General features: G+C 69.8%; 16 protein-coding genes. 13 read left to right on the forward strand and 3 right to left on the reverse strand.

What is annotated here, in order from left to right; all coding sequences use genetic code 11:
* Nucleotides 1–95 precede the first annotated feature (95 nt).
* The 10 genes from ABZY89_RS04715 (at nucleotide 96) to ABZY89_RS04760 (ending at nucleotide 11,724) form a co-directional block, all read left to right on the forward strand.
* Nucleotides 96–1,163: a DUF1080 domain-containing protein gene (locus ABZY89_RS04715; RefSeq protein WP_355225032.1), complete on the forward strand. Its 1,068-nt coding sequence runs from the start codon at nucleotides 96–98 to the stop codon at nucleotides 1,161–1,163.
* Between the two features lie 65 nt (nucleotides 1,164–1,228).
* Entirely contained in the window at nucleotides 1,229–3,253 is a 2,025-nt protein-coding gene (locus tag ABZY89_RS04720; RefSeq protein ID WP_355225033.1) for an NAD(+) synthase, read from the forward strand.
* Between the two features lie 43 nt (nucleotides 3,254–3,296).
* On the forward strand, nucleotides 3,297–4,088 hold the full coding sequence (locus ABZY89_RS04725) for a MerR family transcriptional regulator (protein WP_355225034.1): 792 nt from the start codon (nucleotides 3,297–3,299) through the stop codon (nucleotides 4,086–4,088).
* A gap of 65 nt (nucleotides 4,089–4,153) precedes the next feature.
* Nucleotides 4,154–4,789, forward strand: coding sequence for a maleylpyruvate isomerase family mycothiol-dependent enzyme (locus ABZY89_RS04730; RefSeq protein ID WP_355225036.1), 636 nt, complete (start codon nucleotides 4,154–4,156; stop codon nucleotides 4,787–4,789).
* A gap of 71 nt (nucleotides 4,790–4,860) precedes the next feature.
* Nucleotides 4,861–5,496 carry a SatD family protein gene (locus ABZY89_RS04735; protein ID WP_355225038.1) on the forward strand — a complete coding sequence of 212 codons (636 nt, stop codon included), beginning with the start codon at nucleotides 4,861–4,863 and terminating at the stop codon, nucleotides 5,494–5,496.
* Nucleotides 5,493–6,242, forward strand: coding sequence for a hypothetical protein (locus ABZY89_RS04740; RefSeq protein ID WP_355225040.1), 750 nt, complete (start codon nucleotides 5,493–5,495; stop codon nucleotides 6,240–6,242). Before ABZY89_RS04735 ends, ABZY89_RS04740 begins: the two co-directional genes overlap by 4 nt.
* Before the next feature lie 11 nt (nucleotides 6,243–6,253).
* The gene (locus ABZY89_RS04745) at nucleotides 6,254–6,445 is read left to right on the forward strand and encodes a hypothetical protein (protein ID WP_355225042.1); all 192 of its coding nucleotides are present in this window, start codon (nucleotides 6,254–6,256) and stop codon (nucleotides 6,443–6,445) included.
* Between the two features lie 49 nt (nucleotides 6,446–6,494).
* Nucleotides 6,495–7,832 (forward strand): type I glutamate--ammonia ligase, encoded by a 1,338-nt coding sequence (gene glnA, locus ABZY89_RS04750; protein ID WP_355225043.1) that lies wholly within the window; start codon nucleotides 6,495–6,497, stop codon nucleotides 7,830–7,832.
* A gap of 112 nt (nucleotides 7,833–7,944) precedes the next feature.
* Nucleotides 7,945–8,721: a type 1 glutamine amidotransferase gene (locus ABZY89_RS04755; RefSeq protein WP_355225045.1), complete on the forward strand. Its 777-nt coding sequence runs from the start codon at nucleotides 7,945–7,947 to the stop codon at nucleotides 8,719–8,721.
* 27 nt (nucleotides 8,722–8,748) lie between these two features.
* Nucleotides 8,749–11,724, forward strand: a complete 2,976-nt coding sequence (locus ABZY89_RS04760) for a bifunctional [glutamine synthetase] adenylyltransferase/[glutamine synthetase]-adenylyl-L-tyrosine phosphorylase (protein ID WP_355225047.1) — start codon at nucleotides 8,749–8,751, stop codon at nucleotides 11,722–11,724.
* Here the strand turns inward: ABZY89_RS04760 and ABZY89_RS04765 are convergent.
* A complete protein-coding gene (locus ABZY89_RS04765; RefSeq protein ID WP_355225049.1) occupies nucleotides 11,721–12,938 on the reverse strand; it encodes an MHYT domain-containing protein in 1,218 nt (405 codons plus the stop codon). The genes ABZY89_RS04760 and ABZY89_RS04765 overlap by 4 nt on opposite strands.
* 191 nt (nucleotides 12,939–13,129) lie before the next feature.
* Here ABZY89_RS04765 and ABZY89_RS04770 point away from each other — a divergent pair, with 191 nt between their 5' ends.
* Entirely contained in the window at nucleotides 13,130–13,828 is a 699-nt protein-coding gene (locus tag ABZY89_RS04770) for a fused MFS/spermidine synthase (RefSeq protein WP_355225050.1), read from the forward strand.
* A 10-nt stretch (nucleotides 13,829–13,838) separates the two neighbouring features.
* Nucleotides 13,839–14,315, forward strand: a complete 477-nt coding sequence (locus ABZY89_RS04775) for a YbaK/EbsC family protein (RefSeq protein WP_355225052.1) — start codon at nucleotides 13,839–13,841, stop codon at nucleotides 14,313–14,315.
* Between the two features lie 83 nt (nucleotides 14,316–14,398).
* Here the strand turns inward: ABZY89_RS04775 and ABZY89_RS04780 are convergent, their stop codons facing one another.
* Nucleotides 14,399–14,602, reverse strand: a complete 204-nt coding sequence (locus ABZY89_RS04780) for a cold-shock protein (RefSeq protein ID WP_091053181.1) — start codon at nucleotides 14,600–14,602, stop codon at nucleotides 14,399–14,401.
* A gap of 323 nt (nucleotides 14,603–14,925) precedes the next feature.
* Here ABZY89_RS04780 and ABZY89_RS04785 point away from each other — a divergent pair, with 323 nt between their 5' ends.
* On the forward strand, nucleotides 14,926–16,548 hold the full coding sequence (locus ABZY89_RS04785; protein ID WP_355225053.1) for an alpha-amylase family glycosyl hydrolase: 1,623 nt from the start codon (nucleotides 14,926–14,928) through the stop codon (nucleotides 16,546–16,548).
* Nucleotides 16,549–16,569: 21 nt separating this feature from the next.
* On the opposite strand, the gene ABZY89_RS04790 is transcribed toward ABZY89_RS04785, so the two are convergent.
* Nucleotides 16,570–17,367, reverse strand: coding sequence for an ABC transporter ATP-binding protein (locus tag ABZY89_RS04790; protein ID WP_355225055.1), 798 nt, complete (start codon nucleotides 17,365–17,367; stop codon nucleotides 16,570–16,572).
* Between the last annotated feature and the right edge of the window lie 14 nt (nucleotides 17,368–17,381).

Below are 17,381 nucleotides of genomic sequence, written 5' to 3' on the forward strand. Positions count from 1 at the left end.
CGTTCGGAAATGGTTGAAAGTCGGCGGCGGCCGACACTAGCATCCAGCGTGACGCGCATCACATCTCGTTCGGCGTCCTGACGTTCGGAGTCTCGATGTCCCACTTCCTCCCCTCACGCCGCACTCGGACCCGGCTCGCGGTCGGGTCGGCCGTCCTCGGGATCACCGCCCTGTGCATGGGCGGTCCGATCGGAGCCGCCTCCGCGACTCCTGCGGAGACGCCCTCGACGACCGCAACCTGCCCGGCGCCCGATGCCCGCTCGAGCGTGGTCTTCCTCGATCTCGACAGCGGCGTCGCCAACAGCACCCTCCGCTCCGGCTGCACCATCAACGACGTCATCGACGACGAGCGGACGTGGCCGACTCACGGGGCCTTCGTGACGCACGTTCGCGGCGTCACCGCCGATCTGGTCGCCACCGGTGAGGTCACGCGGGCCGAGGCCAGCCGGCTGCAGTCCGCCGCCGCCCGCTCGCAGGTCGGGAAGGTCGAGGGTTACGACTCGCTATTCGACGGCTCGGCCGACTCCTTCGACGACTGGGCGTACGCCGGCGACGGTGGGTTCGACCTGGTGCCGGACGGCACCATCCGCAGCCGCGCCGGCGCGGGTGGTGGGTTCGGAACCCTGTGGTACCCGGCACAGGAGTACGGCGACTTCTCGTTGCGACTGCAGTTCCGCGACGACGCACCCGGGGCGGCCCGCGGAAACAGCGGCGTCCAGGTGCGCTTCCCCGAGCTGTGGGGCCCTGTCGAGGGGTGCCCGACCACGTTCAACGGCAGCGAGACCGGCAACCTCTCCTGGATCGCGGTCAACTGTGGCCACGAGATCCAGGTCAACGACTCGCCGGAGGGCGGCAGCAACGACCCCCGCAAGACCGGGTCGATCTACGGCTTCGCCGACCTCACCCTGGCCGAGGCGCGACCGACTCCGAAGGGCACCTGGAACGACCTCGAGATCCGCGTCGTCGGGCAGCACTACACCGTGATCCGCAACGGTGTCGTGATCAACGAGTTCGAGAACCTGCCCGGGCTGCCGTTCCCCGGTCGTCCGAACGACCCCGACTCCAGCAGTCGAGGGCTGACCGGTCACGTCGGGGTCCAGGCGCACGGCAGCACGCCGGACGTGGTCTCCTACCGGAACATCCGCATCCGCGACCTCTCCTGAGGCCGTACGCGGTCGGCGGCGGGCATCGGGTGGCTGGGTAGCCGGTCGCGCCTAGACTCCGGGGTGTGGACTTCTACTCCGCCTACTCCCATGGCTTCGCGCGGGTCGCGGCGTGCACCATCCCGATCTCCGTCGCCGACCCGGCAGCCAACGCGCGCGAGGTGATCGCACAGGCCCGCGAGTGCTCCGACGAGGGCGTCGCCGTGGCGGTCTTCCCGGAGCTGTGCCTCTCGGGCTACTCGATCGACGACCTCGTCCTGCAGCGGACCCTCCTCGACGCCGTGCACGCCGCGATCAGCGCGATCGTGGTGGCCTCCGAGACGCTGCTGTCGGTGATCGTCGTCGGCGCCCCGCTGCGCCACGGCGACCGGGTGCTCAACACCGCGGTCGTGATCCACGGCGGCGAGGTGCTCGGCGTGGTGCCCAAGACCTACCTGCCGACCTACCGCGAGTTCTACGAGAAGCGGTGGTACGGCACCGGAGACGGCGCCGACGGCACCATCATGCTCGGCGGCGAGGAGGTGCCGCTGAGCAACGAGCTGCTCTTCCGCTGCACCGACGTCAAGGATCTCGTCTTCCACGTCGAGGTCTGCGAGGACATGTGGGTCCCGGTGCCGCCGAGCGCCAAGGCCGCGCTGGCCGGCGCGACCGTGCTGCTCAACCTCTCCGCCAGCCCGATCACGGTGGGCCGTTCCGACGCGCGCCGACTCCTGGTGCAGTCGGCGAGCGCGCGGTGCATGGCGGCGTACGTCTACACCGCCGCGGGCCAGGGCGAGTCGACGACCGACCTGTCCTGGGACGGGCAGACGATGGCGTACGAGCTCGGCGAGCTGCTGGGGGAGACCGAGCGGTTCCCGGACGGCCCGCGGCGCACCGTCGTCGACGTCGACCTGGAGCGGATCCGCGCCGAGCGGATCCGGCAGGGCACCTTCGACGACAACCGTCGGGCCGAGGGGGCCTTCCACTCCGAGATCGAGTTCGAGCTCGCGCCGCCGCTCACCGGTGACGGTCTGAGGCGCAAGGTCGACCGGTTCCCGTTCGTCCCCGACGACCCGGAGAAGCTCGCGCTGGAGTGCTACGAGGCCTACAACATCCAGGTCTCCGGCCTCGAGAAGCGGCTCCAGTCGATCGGCCCGGACACGAAGATCGTCATCGGCGTCTCCGGCGGGCTCGACTCCACGCACGCGCTGATCGTGGCCGCCAAGGCGATGGAGCGGCTCGGCCGTCCGGCGAGCGACATCCTGGCGTTCACGATGCCCGGCTTCGCGACCTCGGACGACACCAAGTCCAACGCGATCAAGCTGATGGAGGCGCTCGGGACGACCTACGAGACGCTCGACATCCGCCCCACCGCCACCCAGATGCTCAAGGAGATCGGGCACCCCGCAGGCGACGGCGAGCCGGTCTACGACGTCACCTTCGAGAACGTCCAGGCGGGGCTGCGTACGGACTTCCTCTTCCGCATCGCCAACCAGCGCGGCGGCATCGTCCTCGGCACCGGCGACCTCTCCGAGCTCGCGCTCGGCTGGGCGACCTACGGCGTCGGCGACCAGATGTCGCACTACAACGTCAACGCCGGCGTGCCGAAGACCCTGATCCAGCACTTGATCCGTTGGGTGATCACCACCGAGCAGTTCGACGGCACCGCCGACGAGGTCCTCCAGGAGATCCTCGACCAGGAGATCTCGCCCGAGCTCGTGCCGGGGGAGGAGCTGCAGTCGACGGAGCAGAAGATCGGGCCGTACGCCCTGCAGGACTTCACTCTCTTCCACACCGTGCGCAACGGCTTCACCCCCTCGAAGATCGCCTTCCTCGCGTGGAACGCCTGGCACGACGTCGAGGCCGGCGAGTGGCCCCCGGGGTTCCCGGAGGCAAAGCGGACCGCGTACGAGATGAAGGAGATCCGCGCCTGGCTCGAGGTCTTCGTGAGGCGCTTCTTCGCCAACCAGTTCAAGCGCTCGGCCCTCCCCAACGGTCCCAAGGTCTCCAACGGCGGCACCATGTCGCCTCGCGGCGACTGGCGGATGCCCTCGGACGCCTCCCCGGCAGCCTGGCTCGCCGAGATCGAGGCCAGGGTTCCTGTGGAGTAGTTGACCCTCACACAGTGTCAGGCGATGGGCTGAACGTGTCATGTTGAGTATCGGAGACTTCGCCCGCTTCGCCGGGGTGTCGGTGCGCATGCTGAGGCACTACGACTCCCTCGGCCTGCTCTCGCCGTCCCGCGTCGACCCGCACAGTGGCTACCGGTTCTACGAGCCCGCACTGCTTGCCCGGGCCGACGCGCTGGTGGCGTTCAGGTCGCTGGGCTTCTCGCTCGAGGAGGTCGGCGATCTGCTCGATGAGGGCCGTACGCCGGCCGAGCTCGCCACGCTGCTGCAACGGCGCCGCGACGAGCTGCGATCGCAGATCGAGGCCGACGGCCGGCGCCTCGGCGAGGTGGAGCGACGTCTTCGACTGTTGGAAGGAGACGCCATGTCAACTCTCACCTACACCGAGAAGCCGCTCGCGGCCCTCACCCTCACCCAGCTCACCGACCGCGTCGACGAGACCGCAGAGGTCGGGCAGCGGGTCGGCCCGCTCTTCGGGCGCGTCTACGGTGCGTTCGCGGCCGCCGGTATCGAACCGTCCGGTCCGGCGATCGGCTGGTACGACGCCGTCGGAGACGGGATGAGCTTCGGCGCCGGAACCGAACTCGGCGGAAAGCGCGTCGATGGGCTGGAAGTGGGAACCCTGCCGGCCTGCGACCGCGCGGTCACCGCCATCTACCGCGGTCCGATGACGCGGATCGGTGAGGCTTGGCAGGAGCTGGCCCGCCACGTCACCGACTCCGGTCTGGAGTTCGCCGGCCCGTGCCGAGAGATCTACCTCGAGATGCCGGATGACGCTGATGCCTGGGTCACCGAGCTGCAGCAGCCGGTGAAGTAGCGAGGGGCGGAGGCCGGCGATGAATGCGGGAGCGCGGAACGCGGAGTAGCGATAGCGTCCGGAGCATGTCGTCGAAGAGCGCGGTCTGGGCCGTCGTGCATGCCGAACGCCAGGCGTTGATCAACGATCTCGGGGTGATCGCGCCCGCGCAGTGGGGGACACCATCGCTGTGTGTCGGCTGGAGCGTGCACGACGTGCTCGCCCACATGATCGACGTCGCGACGACGACACGGCTGGGGTTCGTACGCCGCATGATCGCCGCTCGCGGCGACTTCGACCGCGACAACCAGACCGGCGTCGATCGGGAGCGCGCCGACGATCCGGCCGAGACCTTGGCGGCGTTCCGCCGGGTCGCCGGTCGGACGGCGACCCCGCCGGCCCCGCTCGCCACCCGCCTGGTCGAGGAGTTCGCCCACGGCGAGGACATCCGGCGGCCCCTGGGCCTCCAGCGCGACTATCCGGTCGAGCACGTCGTGACGGCGCTGGGCTACCTGGCCAAGACCTCGCAGAAGTGGGGCGGCGGCAAGGAGCGAGCCGAGCGCGTACGTCTCGTGGCCACCGACGCCGACACGGCGATCGGGACCGGTCCTGAGGTCCGCGGCAGCGCGATCGCGCTCGTGCTCGCGCTGTCCGGCCGCCCGGTCTGGCCCGGCGAGCTCACGGGACCGGGGGCGGCCGTGATGCCCACGGCCTCACGGTGAAGGAGATAGCTTCACTCGGATCAAATAAAGCAAATACCTTCATATCGCCAGAATGAAGGTATGATCTACACATGGCTTCTGTGGCGACCGTGATCGGCGACCTCGTGGGCTCGCGCACCAAGGCTGACCGCGCGAAGGTCCACGCGGTGTTCGCCGAGGCCGTCGAGGAGATCAACGAGAGGTGGCAGCCGGTCACGCCGCTGCGGATCACGGTCGGCGACGAGTACCAGGGAGCCTTCGGGACCGTCGGCGCCGCGATCCAGGCCACGTTCCGGCTGCGGATCGCGCTCGAGCCCGTGGTCGGCGTACGCCACGGCATCAGCTGGGGCGCCACCCGGGTGCTCAGCGACGACCCCCGGGTCGAGGACGGGCCGGGGTGGTGGTCGGCGCGGGCGGCGATCGAGGCGGCGGAGAACGCCGAGAACAAGGCGGCATCCCGCAGCGTACGGACCTGGTATCAGCCGGCGGAGGACGCGGGCGGGCCGGACCCGGCCGCGGTCAACGCCGCTCTGGTCTCGCGCGACGAGCTCTTTTCTCGCCTGGATCGATCCTCGGTGTCGGTGCTTTCTGGCATGCTCTCCGCCATGCCTCAGAAGGCCATCGCCGCCGAGCTCGACATCACCCCCTCCGCGGTCTCCCAGCGCGTCCGCCGCGACGGCATCGCCGTGATCGTGCGCGCCGACGAGCTGTTGGGAGGGGTCAGATGAGCTGGATCGCTTTGCTGCTGATCGGGGTCGGCACGGTCGACTTCGCCCACTCGATCATCGATCCGTTCAAGCGGATCCGCTGGGTCCCCGAGGCGATCGGGGCAGCCGCGGTGATCGCTTTCGGCCTGCTCTCGGCTCTCTTCGGAGGTGACCTGGCGGCGGTGATCGTGATCGCCGGGATCGCCGTGCTGTGGGGCTTCCTGGCCCACCCGCCTCAGGGTGCGGACAAGAACCCCCATCCCGGGATCCCGCTGGCCCTGCTCAGCGGGGCGATCTTCGTCGGGATCCTGCTGGCGCCGGTGGCAGGCGAGGTCGGCGGACCGGTCGCCGCGTGGGCGGAGCAGGCGCCCTGGGTCTGGGTCGAGGCGGCGCGCCCCGAGGCGGTGCTGCTCGTCTTCGGCGGCCTGCTGGTCCAGGTCTCGACCGGCAACGTCGTGGTGCAGCTCGTCCTCGACGTCGCCAAGGTGGCCAACCCGCTCGACGGCGTCGACGGCAACAATCTCAAGGGCGGCCGGCTCCTGGGCCCGCTCGAGCGACTGACGATCTTCGGGCTAGGCCTCACCGGCAACCTCGCAGCCGCCGGCCTGGTGGTCGCGGCCAAGGGCCTGATCCGCTGGCCGGAGCTGCAGTCGTTCCGCGGTGAGCACGAGGGGCCGAGCATCAACGACGTGACCGAGTACTTCCTGGTCGGCAGCTTCGTCTCCTGGATGACCTCGCTGGTGACCCTCGCCCTGGTCATCACCTAGATTGCGGTGTCATGACTGTGGGTAAGGCTCTTGGGCTCCTGGTGGCCGCCGTGCTTCTCCTGGCCGGAGGAGCACTGGCGCTGACCGGCATGGGCTATCTCGGCGGAGGCGGCACGAGCACCGCCTGGTCGGTCCTCGGAGCGGCCCTGGCGGGGTTCGGGGTGGCGCTGGTGATCTCGATCTTCAGAGGTCCCAGCCGCTGACCGTGGCGCGGAGATCCCGCCTGTAACGTCCGACCGTTAGTGTTCACGCATGGGCAAGCAACAGGACTTCGTGCTCCGGGCACTCGAAGAGCGGGACGTACGTTTCGTGCGGCTGTGGTTCACCGACGTGCTCGGCTATCTGAAGTCGGTCGCGGTGGCGCCGGCCGAGCTCGAGAGCGCTTTTGCGGAGGGCATCGGCTTCGACGGCAGCGCGATCGAGGGGTTCGCGCGGGTGACCGAGGCCGACATGCTGGCCCTGCCGGATCCGAGCACGTTCCAGATCCTGCCGTGGCGTACCGATGGCCCGTCCACGGGCCGGATGTTCTGCGACATCGTGATGCCCGACGGCTCGCCGTCCTACGCCGACCCCCGCTACGTGCTCAAGCGCACCCTGTCGAACGCCGCGGAGAAGGGCTTCACCTTCTACACGCACCCCGAGATCGAGTTCTACCTGTTCAAGGACAACCCGCGGGACGGCAGCGAGCCGACCCCGGTCGACTCCAGCGGCTACTTCGACCACACCGCCCAGTCGATGGGTGCCGACTTCCGGCGTGAGGCGATCACGATGCTGGAGGCGATGGGGATCTCGGTGGAATACAGCCACCACGAGGGCGGGCCCGGCCAGAACGAGATCGACCTGCGCTACGCCGACGCGCTGAGCACCGCCGACAACATCATGACCTTCCGTACGGTCATCCGCGAGGTGGCGCTGAGCCAGGGCATCTGGGCCAGCTTCATGCCCAAGCCGTTCACCGACCACCCGGGCTCGGGCATGCACACCCACCTGAGCCTGTTCGAGGGCGACGCCAACGCCTTCTACGAGCCGGGCGCCGAATACCAGCTCTCCAAGACCGGCCGCAGCTTCATCGGCGGCGTGCTCCGCCACGCCGGCGAGATCACCGCGGTGACCAACCAGTGGGTCAACTCCTACAAGCGCCTGATCGGCGGGGGAGAGGCGCCGGCCCACGTCGCCTGGGGCCACAACAACCGCTCGGCGCTGGTCCGGGTGCCGATGTACAAGCCGCTCAAGGGCCAGTCGACCCGCATCGAGGTCAGGAGCCTCGACGCCGCCTGCAACCCCTACCTGGCCTTCGCCGTGATCCTGGCGGCGGGCATGAAGGGGATCGAGGAGGGCTACGAGCTGCCGCGTGAGGCCGAGGACGACGTGTGGGCGCTGACCGAGCGCGAGCGCAAGAGTCTCGGCATCGACCCGCTGCCGGAGAACCTCGACGAGGCGATCGGGATGGCCGAGGACTCCGAGCTCCTCGCCGAGACCCTGGGCGAGCACGTCTTCGACTTCTTCCTGCGCAACAAGCGCGCCGAGTGGGCCGCCTACCGTGAGCAGGTGACCGCCTACGAGCGCTCCCGGATGCTGCCGGTCATCTGAGTCCGCAAACTGGTTGTCAAGGAAACTCGAGCCCGATTCCACACTTCCGATCCGGTGCTGCCACACTGGATCGAACGGGAGAGTGGGAGTGATGTCGTTGAGTCTTCCCCGAGTGCTTGTCATCCAGCACGAGGAGACAGTTCCGCCGGCGTTGTTCGGCCATTGGCTGGCTGAGGCAGGCATGTGTGTCGACGTCTGTCGGGCGTACGCCGAGCCGATCCCGCCGGTCTCGTCGCTGGACGCCTCCTACTCGGGGCTGCTCGTGATGGGCGGCTCGATGGACGCCGACTCGGACGCCGAGCACCCCTGGCTGCAGGTCACTCGCGAGCGGATCGCGCAGGCTGCCGAGGCCGGTATCCCGACGCTCGGGATCTGCCTGGGCCACCAGTTGGCCGCGATGGCCCTCGGTGGCACCGTGGAGCGCAGCCCGTTCGGGCTCACCGTGGGCGTACGCCAGGTGACCTGGGAGCCCGAGGTGCTCTTCGACCCGCTGATGCGCCTGCTCGCAGGCGACGACCGCGCCATGCACTGGCACCGCGACGTCGTCGGCCGGCTGCCCGAGGGCACCGTCGAGCTGGCCACCTCGATCGACGGGCACGTCCAGGCGGCGCGTTTCGCCCCGACCGTGTGGGGCGTGCAGTTCCACCCCGAGGTCGACGCCGCCGCGGTCGCGGTCTGGGCCGAGGAGTCCGTCGAGGAGCTCGAGCAGATCGGACGCAGCGTCGACGACGTGGTCGCGACGGCGACCTTCGCCGAGAGGGAGCTGATCAAGACCTGGCAGCCGCTGGCCTTCGGGTTTGCTCGCCTGGTCCGTGAACGCATCGCCGCCGTCGCCCCCGGCGGCACTCGTGGCGGTGTCATCCCGACTCCCAGGCCCTGGAGCGCCTGAGTCCGAGCGGGTGACAGAATCGGGGCCATGACGTTGCCAGGCAAGGGCGAGCTGCTCCGGCTCGGCTTCAACGACCCGGACACGGCCCTGGCGGATCTGGCAGGTCTCGGCGCCGGCGGCCATGAGCTGTTGGCGATCCTGGGTCAGGCGGCCGACCCCGACGCGGCGCTGGCCGGGCTGGTCATGCTCGCCGAGTCCCAGGGCGACGGCTTCGTCGAGGAGCTCGCCGAAGACGAGGGCACCGCGATGCGGCTGGTCTCGGTGCTCGGCGCCTCGCCTGCGCTGACCGACCACCTGGCCCGCCATCCCGATCACTGGCGCGAGCTGGCCGACCCGACCCTCGGCACGACCAGGCCCGCTGCGTACGTCTTCCGGGCCTCGCTGCTCGAGGCCGTCGGCGCGAAGCCGACCGATGAGAGCCCGATGGCCACCGTCCCGGACGCGGAAGGGGTCGACGCGCTGCGGGTGGAGTACCGCCGCTGGCTGCTCCGGCTGGCCGCCCGCGACCTGGCCCATCAGCTCCCGGTCGACGACGTCGCTGCCGAGCTCTCCGACCTGGCCTGCGCGACCCTCGACGCCGCGCTCGCGGTCGCCCGCGCGCGGGTGGGCGCGGACGCCGACAAGGTCCGGCTGGCCGTCGTCGCGATGGGCAAGTGCGGCGGCCACGAGCTCAACTACGTCTCCGACGTCGACGTGATCTTCGCCCACGAGGCCGCCGACGGAGTCGCCGACGACGTCTCGCTGCGAGTCGCCACCCAGCTCGCCAGCAACCTGATCCAGGTCTGCTCGGCCCACACCGGCGAGGGCACCATCTGGCCGGTCGACGCCGCGCTGCGTCCCGAGGGGAAGGCGGGCGCGCTCTCGCGCACGATCGCCGGCCATGTCGGCTACTACGAGCGCTGGGCGAGCACCTGGGAGTTCCAGGCGCTGCTCAAGGCCCGGCCGGCCGCGGGCGACCTCGCTCTGGGCCGGGCCTACGTCGAGGCCGTCAACCCGTTCGTGTGGAAGGCCGCCGAGCGCGACGGCTTCGTCTCCGACACCCAGAAGATGCGGCGGCGGGTCATCGCCCACATCCCGACCAGGGAGGCCGACCGGGAGCTCAAGCTCGGCGCCGGCGGGCTGCGCGACGTCGAGTTCGCCGTGCAGCTGCTGCAGCTGGTCCACGGCCGCACCGACACCGGGATCCGCCAGCCCACGACGCTCTCCGCGCTGGCGGCGCTGACCCGCTCCGGCTATGTCGGGCGCGAGGACGGCGAGGCCATGCACGAGGCCTACGCGTTCCTGCGGCGGATGGAGCACCGGCTCCAGCTCTACCGGCTGCGGCGCACCCACGTCGTCCCCGACGACGAGGAGTCGCGGCGTTGGCTGGCGCGCTCGCTCGGCTACCTGCGCGACCCGGTGGTGCGGCTGGAGAAGGAGTGGGGCCACCAGCGGATCGAGGTACGCCGTCTCCACGAGAAGCTCTTCTACCGACCGCTCCTCGACGCGGTCGCCCGGATCCCGTCCGGCCAGGCCCACCTCTCCGCGAAGGCGGCCGAGGAGCGGCTGACCGCGCTGGGCTACGCCGACCCCAAGGCCGCGCTGCGGCACCTGGAGGCGCTCACCACCGGCGTCTCCCGGCGCGCCGCGCTGCAGCGGGCGCTGCTGCCGGTGATGCTGGAATGGCTCTCCGAGGGCTCCGATCCCGACGCCGGGCTCTTCGGGTTCCGCCGGATCTCCGACGCCCTCGGCGCCACCCCCTGGTATCTGCGCTCCCTGCGCGACGAGGGCCTGGTCGCGCAGCACTTCGCCACGATCCTGTCCACCTCGCGCTACACCACGGCGCTGCTCGAGCGGGAACCCGAGGCGCTGCGCCTGCTCGGCCACGACCTCGCGCCGCTATCGGCCGAGGCGCTGACCGACGAGATGGTCGCCCGCGCCGCCCGCCGGCGCACCACCACCTCCGCCGAGGAGGCCGTACGCCACATCCGGGCGATCCGCCGCCGCGAGCTGTTCCGGATCTCGGCCGCCGAGCTCCTCGGTGAGGCCGGCATCGACACGATCGGCGCCGCCCTGTCCCGGCTGACCGACGCCACCTTGGAGGCCTCGCTGCGCACCGTCGTGGCCGAGGAGGTCGCCCGCCGTGGGATCGACGGGCCTCCGACGCGGATCGCCATCATCGCGATGGGTCGCTACGGCGGGTTCGAGCTCTCCTACGCCTCCGATGCCGACGTGCTCTTCGTCCACCAGCCCGTCGAGGGTGCCGACCCGGGCGAGGCGACCCAGTTCGCGCTCAAGGTCATCGCCGACCTGCGCCGGCTGCTCGCCCTGCCAGGTGCCGACCCGCCCCTGGAGATCGACGCCGACCTGCGCCCCGAGGGGCGGCAGGGCGCACTGGTGCGGACGCTGCCGGCGTACGCCTCCTACTACGCGAAGTGGTCGGGCATCTGGGAGTCGCAGGCGCTGCTGCGCGCCGACGCCGTCGTCGGCGACCCGCAGGTGCGCGAGGCGTTCACCGAGATGATCGACCCGCTGCGCTATCCCGAGGGTGGGCTGAGCGAGGACGACATCGTCGAGGTGCGCCGCATCAAGGGCCGTGTCGACCACGAGCGGCTGCCCCGCGGCGCCGACCCCAACACCCACCTCAAGCTCGGCCGTGGCGGGCTCGCCGACATCGAGTGGACCGCCCAGCTGCTGCAGATGCGGCATGCGTACGCCGTCCCCGGGCTGCGCACGCCACGCACCGTCGAGGCGCTGCAGGCCGCCCGCGACGCCTCGTTGATCGACGCCGACGACGCCGAGACGCTCATCGAGGCATGGCGGATGGTCAGCCGGGTCCGTAACGCTGTCACCCTCGCGCGCGGCCGCCCGGCGGACTCACTGCCCGCCGGACCCGTCGAGCAGCACGCCGTCGCGGCCATCCTCGGCTATCCGGCGGGCGCGACCGACGAGCTGGTCAACGACTACCTGCGGATGACCCGCCTCGCCCACGGTGTGGTCGAGCGCGTCTTCTGGGAGTCCTAGAGGTTGTTGTCGTTGCGCGGCGGCAGCCAGCCCGGATTGCGCGGCGACCGAGGCTGCGGCTGAGCCGGCGGCTCGTTGGTCGCCTCCTCGCCGGGCTGTCCACCCTGCGGGTTGAACAGGTCCGTCCGCCGCTCCGGGAAGCCGTTCGAGGGCTGCTGGGCGTAGGGGCGGGGCGTCCAACGACCGTTCTGCGGGCGCAGCTGGGTCGGACGCTGGGGACGCTGACCCGGGTTCTGGGGGCGCTGGGAGAACATGCTGCCGATGCCTCCGCTCGCGGGCTGGTTCGCCTGCGGGCTGCCGGAGGCTGCCGGCTCACGCGTCGGGAGCGGCTGCAGCGGCTGCCGCGGCTGCTGGAGCAGGTCGGGCTCGTGGCCGGAGTAGGTGGGCAGCCCCAAAGCGGGCCGCTGCGGCATCATCGCGTGGGCGCCGGAGTCGGAGGTCACCGCCCGCTGGTCCGGGGTCCACGGGTCGTCGAGATCATCGTTGATGCCCGCGAACATGGTGGCGAAGCCGATCACGATCAGCATGCCGGCCGAGATCGCGAAGATCGGCATCGCCAGGTAGACCGGGTCCGCACCGGTGACGTGCCCGAGCTTGTCGTCGGGGGAGCTGTGGATCTCGAGAGCGAGCATGCCGGTGTAGTGCATGACGCACACGCCGATGCCCATGATGATGGCAGCGCCCACGCGCATCAGCCGCGTGGTGACGTTGAAGGCGAAGAAGAGCGCGAGCGCCGAGGCGACCAGCGCGATGACGACCGAGGCCACGACCACGGCGGGCTTCCAGACCATGTCGGCGCTCATGTCCATCGCGTACATGCCGGTGTAGTGCATCGCGCACACGCCGGCACCGGTGACCAGGCCACCGACGATGTAGCCCGCGTTGCCCCGCATGGCGGTTGCGATGAGCATGCCGACCATCGCCGCGATGATCGCGACGGCGAGCGAGATGAGGGTCGTGCCGACGTCGAGGGCGTACGCCACGTGGCTGTCGAAGGCGAGCATGCCGATGAAGTGCATGGACCAGATCGCGCCGCCGCCGATCGAGGCGGCCGCGCCGAAGAGCCAGAGCCAGGCGCCGGTGCCGGCGCCGCGCCGGCGCGCGCGGGTCGCACAGGTCAGACCGACCCATGAGCCGAGAACGGAGATGATGAACGACATCCCGACCAGGGGTTGGCTGAACGCCCCGATCGTGACTTCTTCGATGGTTGTCACGCTGCTTTGACTTCCTCTCGTTCCTCGCCGGACGGGGTGTGGGGGATCGGCGAGGTAGATCTGGAGACATGAATGGATGCCCCGAGGGGTATCCGAGATGCATCCATAGCGGGCAATCGTTCCGTCGTTGCGCAGGTCACAATAGAGGAACAGGTCCCCCATTTCCACGTGGGGGGTAGGGTATCTCCGCTATGGCCGACGATGTATATGTGCTCGAGCTCGACGCGATGCAGCAGTCGGCTGTCGATCTGGGGGATCCGACCCGCCTCGTGTTCGACTACATGAGGCGTATCGGGGATGTTATCGACCGACTGCCTCCAGGGCCAGTGCGAGTTCTGCATGTCGGCGGCGCCGCGATGACTCTGGCGCGCTATGTCCACGCGACCAGGGCGCGCTCCTCGCAGATCGTGCTCGAGCCGTCGGTCGAGGTCATCGAGCGCGTACGCAGCGAGGCGCCGCTCCCGCCGCGCAGCGGCATCAAGGTGCGTCCCGTCGACGGGAAGAGCGGCATCGGCGGCGTACGCGACGGCTTCGCCGACCTGGTGATCCTCGACGCCTTCGACGGCGGTCGCACTCCGGACGAGCTCGTCTCCGCCGCCTTCGTGGAGGACGTACGCCGCGTGCTCGCCCCCTCCGGGGTCTTCGTCGCCAACCTCGTCGACCGGGCGCCGTTCCCCCAGGCGCGTGACTTCATCGCGGCGGCCCGTGACCTCGGCGACATGGTCGTCGGTGTCGAGCCGGCGACGATGAAGGGCCGCCGCCCCGGCAACCTGGTGATCGTCTGCGGCACGGCGCCGGACTCGCCGTTCGGGTCGCCCTCGCCGATGGAGTACCGGATCTTCACCGACCGCGCCGTCGCCGACTCCTTCGGCGGCGGGACGCGCCGCTAGGGTGAGGTTCATGTCGATCGAGCTGGCCCGCACCCACCTGGACCGATTCGGACGCGGTGGAGACATCATCGAGTCGGTGGAGTCGAAGGCGACCGTCGAGCTCGCCGCGGTCGCTCTCGGGGTCTCGCCGGCGGAGATCGCCAAGACCATCAGCCTCTACGCCGAGGACCGGACCGCCGCGATCCTCATCGTCGCCGCCGGCGACGCCAAGATCGCCAACGCGAAGTTCAAGGCCCACTTCGGCACCAAGGCGCGGATGCTCGCCGCCGAAGACGTGGAGCCGATGACCGGCCACGCGATCGGTGGCGTCTGTCCGTTCGGCAACCCGGCGTCGGCCGAGGTGTGGCTCGACGCCTCGCTGAAGCGCTTCGACATGGTCTACCCGGCTGCGGGCAGCGCCAACACGACCATCGCGCTCACCCTCGGTGACCTGGAGACGATCAGCGAGGCCCGGGGCTGGGTCGATGTCACCAAGCTTCCCGAGTAGGCACCGACCCCAAAAGGGGGACAGCCCCGCCCTGCCGAAGCAGGAGCGGGGCTGTCTTGCTGAAAGGTCAGCTAGGTCTTTGGTCAGACCGGGCGGACGTTCTCGGCCTGCGGGCCCTTCGGGCCCTGGGTGACGTCGAACTCGACGCGCTGGTTCTCGTCCAACGTCTTGTAGCCGTTGGTCTGGATCGCGGAGAAGTGCACGAAGACGTCGTCGCCACCGTTGTCCTGGGCGATGAAGCCGAAGCCCTTGTCGCCGTTGAACCACTTCACGGTTCCCTGAGTCATGAATCTAATCCTTGTGTACACAGGGCGACTCCGTGCCGCCCTTTGGGCGTTGAATCCACGAGTCCTGATTTCTGCATCTGCGGAAGACCAAGTGCTGCACGAACGGTCACCGAGAGCAACCGCGAAGCGCGTAGGACGCCTCCTTCAACACTCATAAGCGTACATGCCACAGGCCGACTTTGGACATCACCGTTAATTCGGCGTTTCAGGCTCTGGGTCCGACAGAAATCCGCGGCAGGCTGGGCCGTCTGGTTTTGACAACCCCGAGCATCACGTCGAGAGGATCGGGGTACTGATGACCAACCGACGAGATAGGGGTCCACGTGGACCAGCCATGGTGGCGCGAAGCCGTCGCATATCAGATCTACCCGCGTTCGTTCGCGGACTCGAACGGCGACGGGCTCGGTGACCTGCAGGGGATCACCGACCACCTGGACTACCTCGCCGCGCTGGGCGTCGACGCGATCTGGATCTGCCCCTTCTACACCTCGCCGCAGAACGACCACGGCTACGACGTCGCCGACTACTGCGACGTCGACCCCATCTTCGGCACGCTGGCCGACGCCGACCACCTGATCGCGCGCGCCCACGAGCTCGCCCTGAAGGTGATCGTCGACCTGGTCCCCAACCACACCTCCTCGGCGCACCCGTGGTTCGTCGAGGCACTTGCTGAAGCGCAGGGGTCTCCGGCGAGGGACCGCTACATCTTCCGCGACGGCCGCGGCGAGAACGGCGAGGAGCCGCCGACCAACTGGCGCTCGGTCTTCGGCGGTCCGGCATGGACGCGGATCGAGGACGGGCAGTGGTACCTCCACCTCTTCGACCACGACCAGCCCGACCTCAACTGGCACAACCCCGAGGTGGTCGAGGAGTTCACCAAGATCCTCACCTTCTGGCTCGACCGGGGCGTGGACGGCTTCCGGGTCGACATCGCCCACGGGCTCTTCAAGGAGCTGCGCGACCAGGTCGTCCCCGAGGGGCTCGCGCCGACGTCCGACGCCGCGGTGATGTACGAGCGCGGCGTCACCGACGCGCCGATGTGGGACAACCTGGCCGTCCACGAGATCTATCGCGCCTGGCGCAAGCTGATCGACTCCTTCGACGGCGACCGGATGATGGTCGCCGAGGCCTGGACCCCTGGTCCGGCGGAGCTGCGGCGCTACGTACGTGCCGACGAGTTCAACCAGGCGTTCAACTTCTCCTGGCTGCAGGCACCCTGGTCGGCCGAGGCGTTCAAGGAGGTCATCGGGTCGACGCTGAAGGCGCTCGGTCCTTCGCGGGCGGCGCCGACCTGGGTCCTGTCCAACCACGATGTCGTACGCCACCGCTCGCGTTATGGCGACGGACTGCAGGCGCTCCACCGGGCGCGCGCGGCGACACTGACGATGCTGGCGCTTCCGGGGTCTGCGTACCTTTACCAGGGAGAGGAGCTGGGCCTGCCACAGGTCTATCTACCGCCGGAGTATCAGGAGGATCCGTGGTCGGAGACCGGTGAGGGCGGTCGTGACGGGTGCCGGGTGCCGCTGCCGTGGAGCGGGTTCGAGCCGCCCTTCGGGTTCAGTCAGGTCCCCGACGAGGACCTGCCCACGCAGCCGTGGCTGCCGCAGCCGGCCGAGTGGGTCGACCTCACCGTGGCTGCCCAGAACGGTGTCCGTGACTCCACGCTGGAGTTCTACCGGGCGGCGCTGTCGGCGCGCCGGGCCTTCGCGCTCGGTGCCGACGAGGACGTGGAGATCCTGGACGCGCCCGAGGGCGTCGTCTCGTTCCGGCGCGGTGGGGTCGGCGGCTCCCCGGACACGAGGACCGACCTGATCGTCGTCCTCAACTGTGGCATGGAGCCGACGCCGCTTCCCGAGGGCGAGATCGTGATGTACAGCGGCGACCCGGTCGTGGGCGACCTGCCCACCGACGCGGCGGTCTGGATCATCGCGCCCTCGGTCGAGTGATCCCGGGCTAGTGATCCTGGGCTAGTGATCCTGGGCCGGGCGCTCTCCCTTCTTGGCCCTCTGGATCAGCTCGTAGACGTGGGCGCGCAGCTCCGCGAAGCGCGGCGCGGAGCGGGTGGTCAGCTGGTCGCGCTCGTCGGGGAGGTCGATGGCCACGTCCTCCAGGATCACCGTCGGCCGGTTGGAGAGGACGAGCACGCGCTGGCCGAGGTAGACGGCCTCGTCGATGTCATGGGTGACGAACAGGACCGTCACACCGAGCCGCTTCCATAGCTCGCGGACGAGATCCTCCAGGTCGGCTCGGGTCTGGGCGTCGACGGCGGCGAACGGCTCGTCCATCAGCAGGACCGAGGGCTCGTAGGCGATCGCGCGGGCGATCGCGACCCGCTGCTGCATGCCGCCGGAGAGCTGCCAGGGATGGGAGGAGGCCGAGTCGGTCAGGCCGACGGCCGAGAGCGCCTCGTCGACGAGCTCGGTCCGGCGCGCCCGCGGGATCTTCTTCTCCTTGAGCGGCAGCTCGACGTTCTGCCGGACGGTGAGCCAGGGGAACAACGAGCGGCCGTACTCCTGGAAGACCACCGCCATCCCGGCCGGCGGCTCGGTGACCATGGCGCCGTCGAGCTCGACGACCCCGGCGGTGGCCTCGAGCAGGCCGCTGATGCAGCGCAGCAGGGTGGTCTTGCCGGCGCCCGAGGGGCCGACGATGCAGACCAGCTCGCCCTGGCCGATCGAGAAGTCGAGCTGCTCGATGGCCTCCAGGGAGGTGCCGCCGGTGGTGTAGGTCTTCTTCAGGCCACGTACGTCCAGCGCAGTTGACACGGGTTCTCCTCAGG

The organism is Nocardioides sp. NPDC006303 (genome assembly GCF_040613175.1).
Classification (GTDB): domain Bacteria; phylum Actinomycetota; class Actinomycetes; order Propionibacteriales; family Nocardioidaceae; genus Nocardioides.

Coding starts and splice junctions, on each gene's coding strand:
- ABZY89_RS04715 (WP_355225032.1), top strand. CDS start 96: ATGTCCCACTTCCTCCCCTCACGCCGCACTCGGACCCGGCTCGCGGTC.
- ABZY89_RS04730 (WP_355225036.1), top strand. CDS start 4,154: ATGTCGTCGAAGAGCGCGGTCTGGGCCGTCGTGCATGCCGAACGCCAG.
- ABZY89_RS04735 (WP_355225038.1), top strand. CDS start 4,861: ATGGCTTCTGTGGCGACCGTGATCGGCGACCTCGTGGGCTCGCGCACC.
- ABZY89_RS04740 (WP_355225040.1), top strand. CDS start 5,493: ATGAGCTGGATCGCTTTGCTGCTGATCGGGGTCGGCACGGTCGACTTC.
- ABZY89_RS04745 (WP_355225042.1), top strand. CDS start 6,254: ATGACTGTGGGTAAGGCTCTTGGGCTCCTGGTGGCCGCCGTGCTTCTC.
- glnA (WP_355225043.1), top strand. CDS start 6,495: ATGGGCAAGCAACAGGACTTCGTGCTCCGGGCACTCGAAGAGCGGGAC.
- ABZY89_RS04760 (WP_355225047.1), top strand. CDS start 8,749: ATGACGTTGCCAGGCAAGGGCGAGCTGCTCCGGCTCGGCTTCAACGAC.
- ABZY89_RS04770 (WP_355225050.1), top strand. CDS start 13,130: ATGGCCGACGATGTATATGTGCTCGAGCTCGACGCGATGCAGCAGTCG.
- ABZY89_RS04775 (WP_355225052.1), top strand. CDS start 13,839: ATGTCGATCGAGCTGGCCCGCACCCACCTGGACCGATTCGGACGCGGT.
- ABZY89_RS04780 (WP_091053181.1), bottom strand. CDS start 14,602: ATGACTCAGGGAACCGTGAAGTGGTTCAACGGCGACAAGGGCTTCGGC.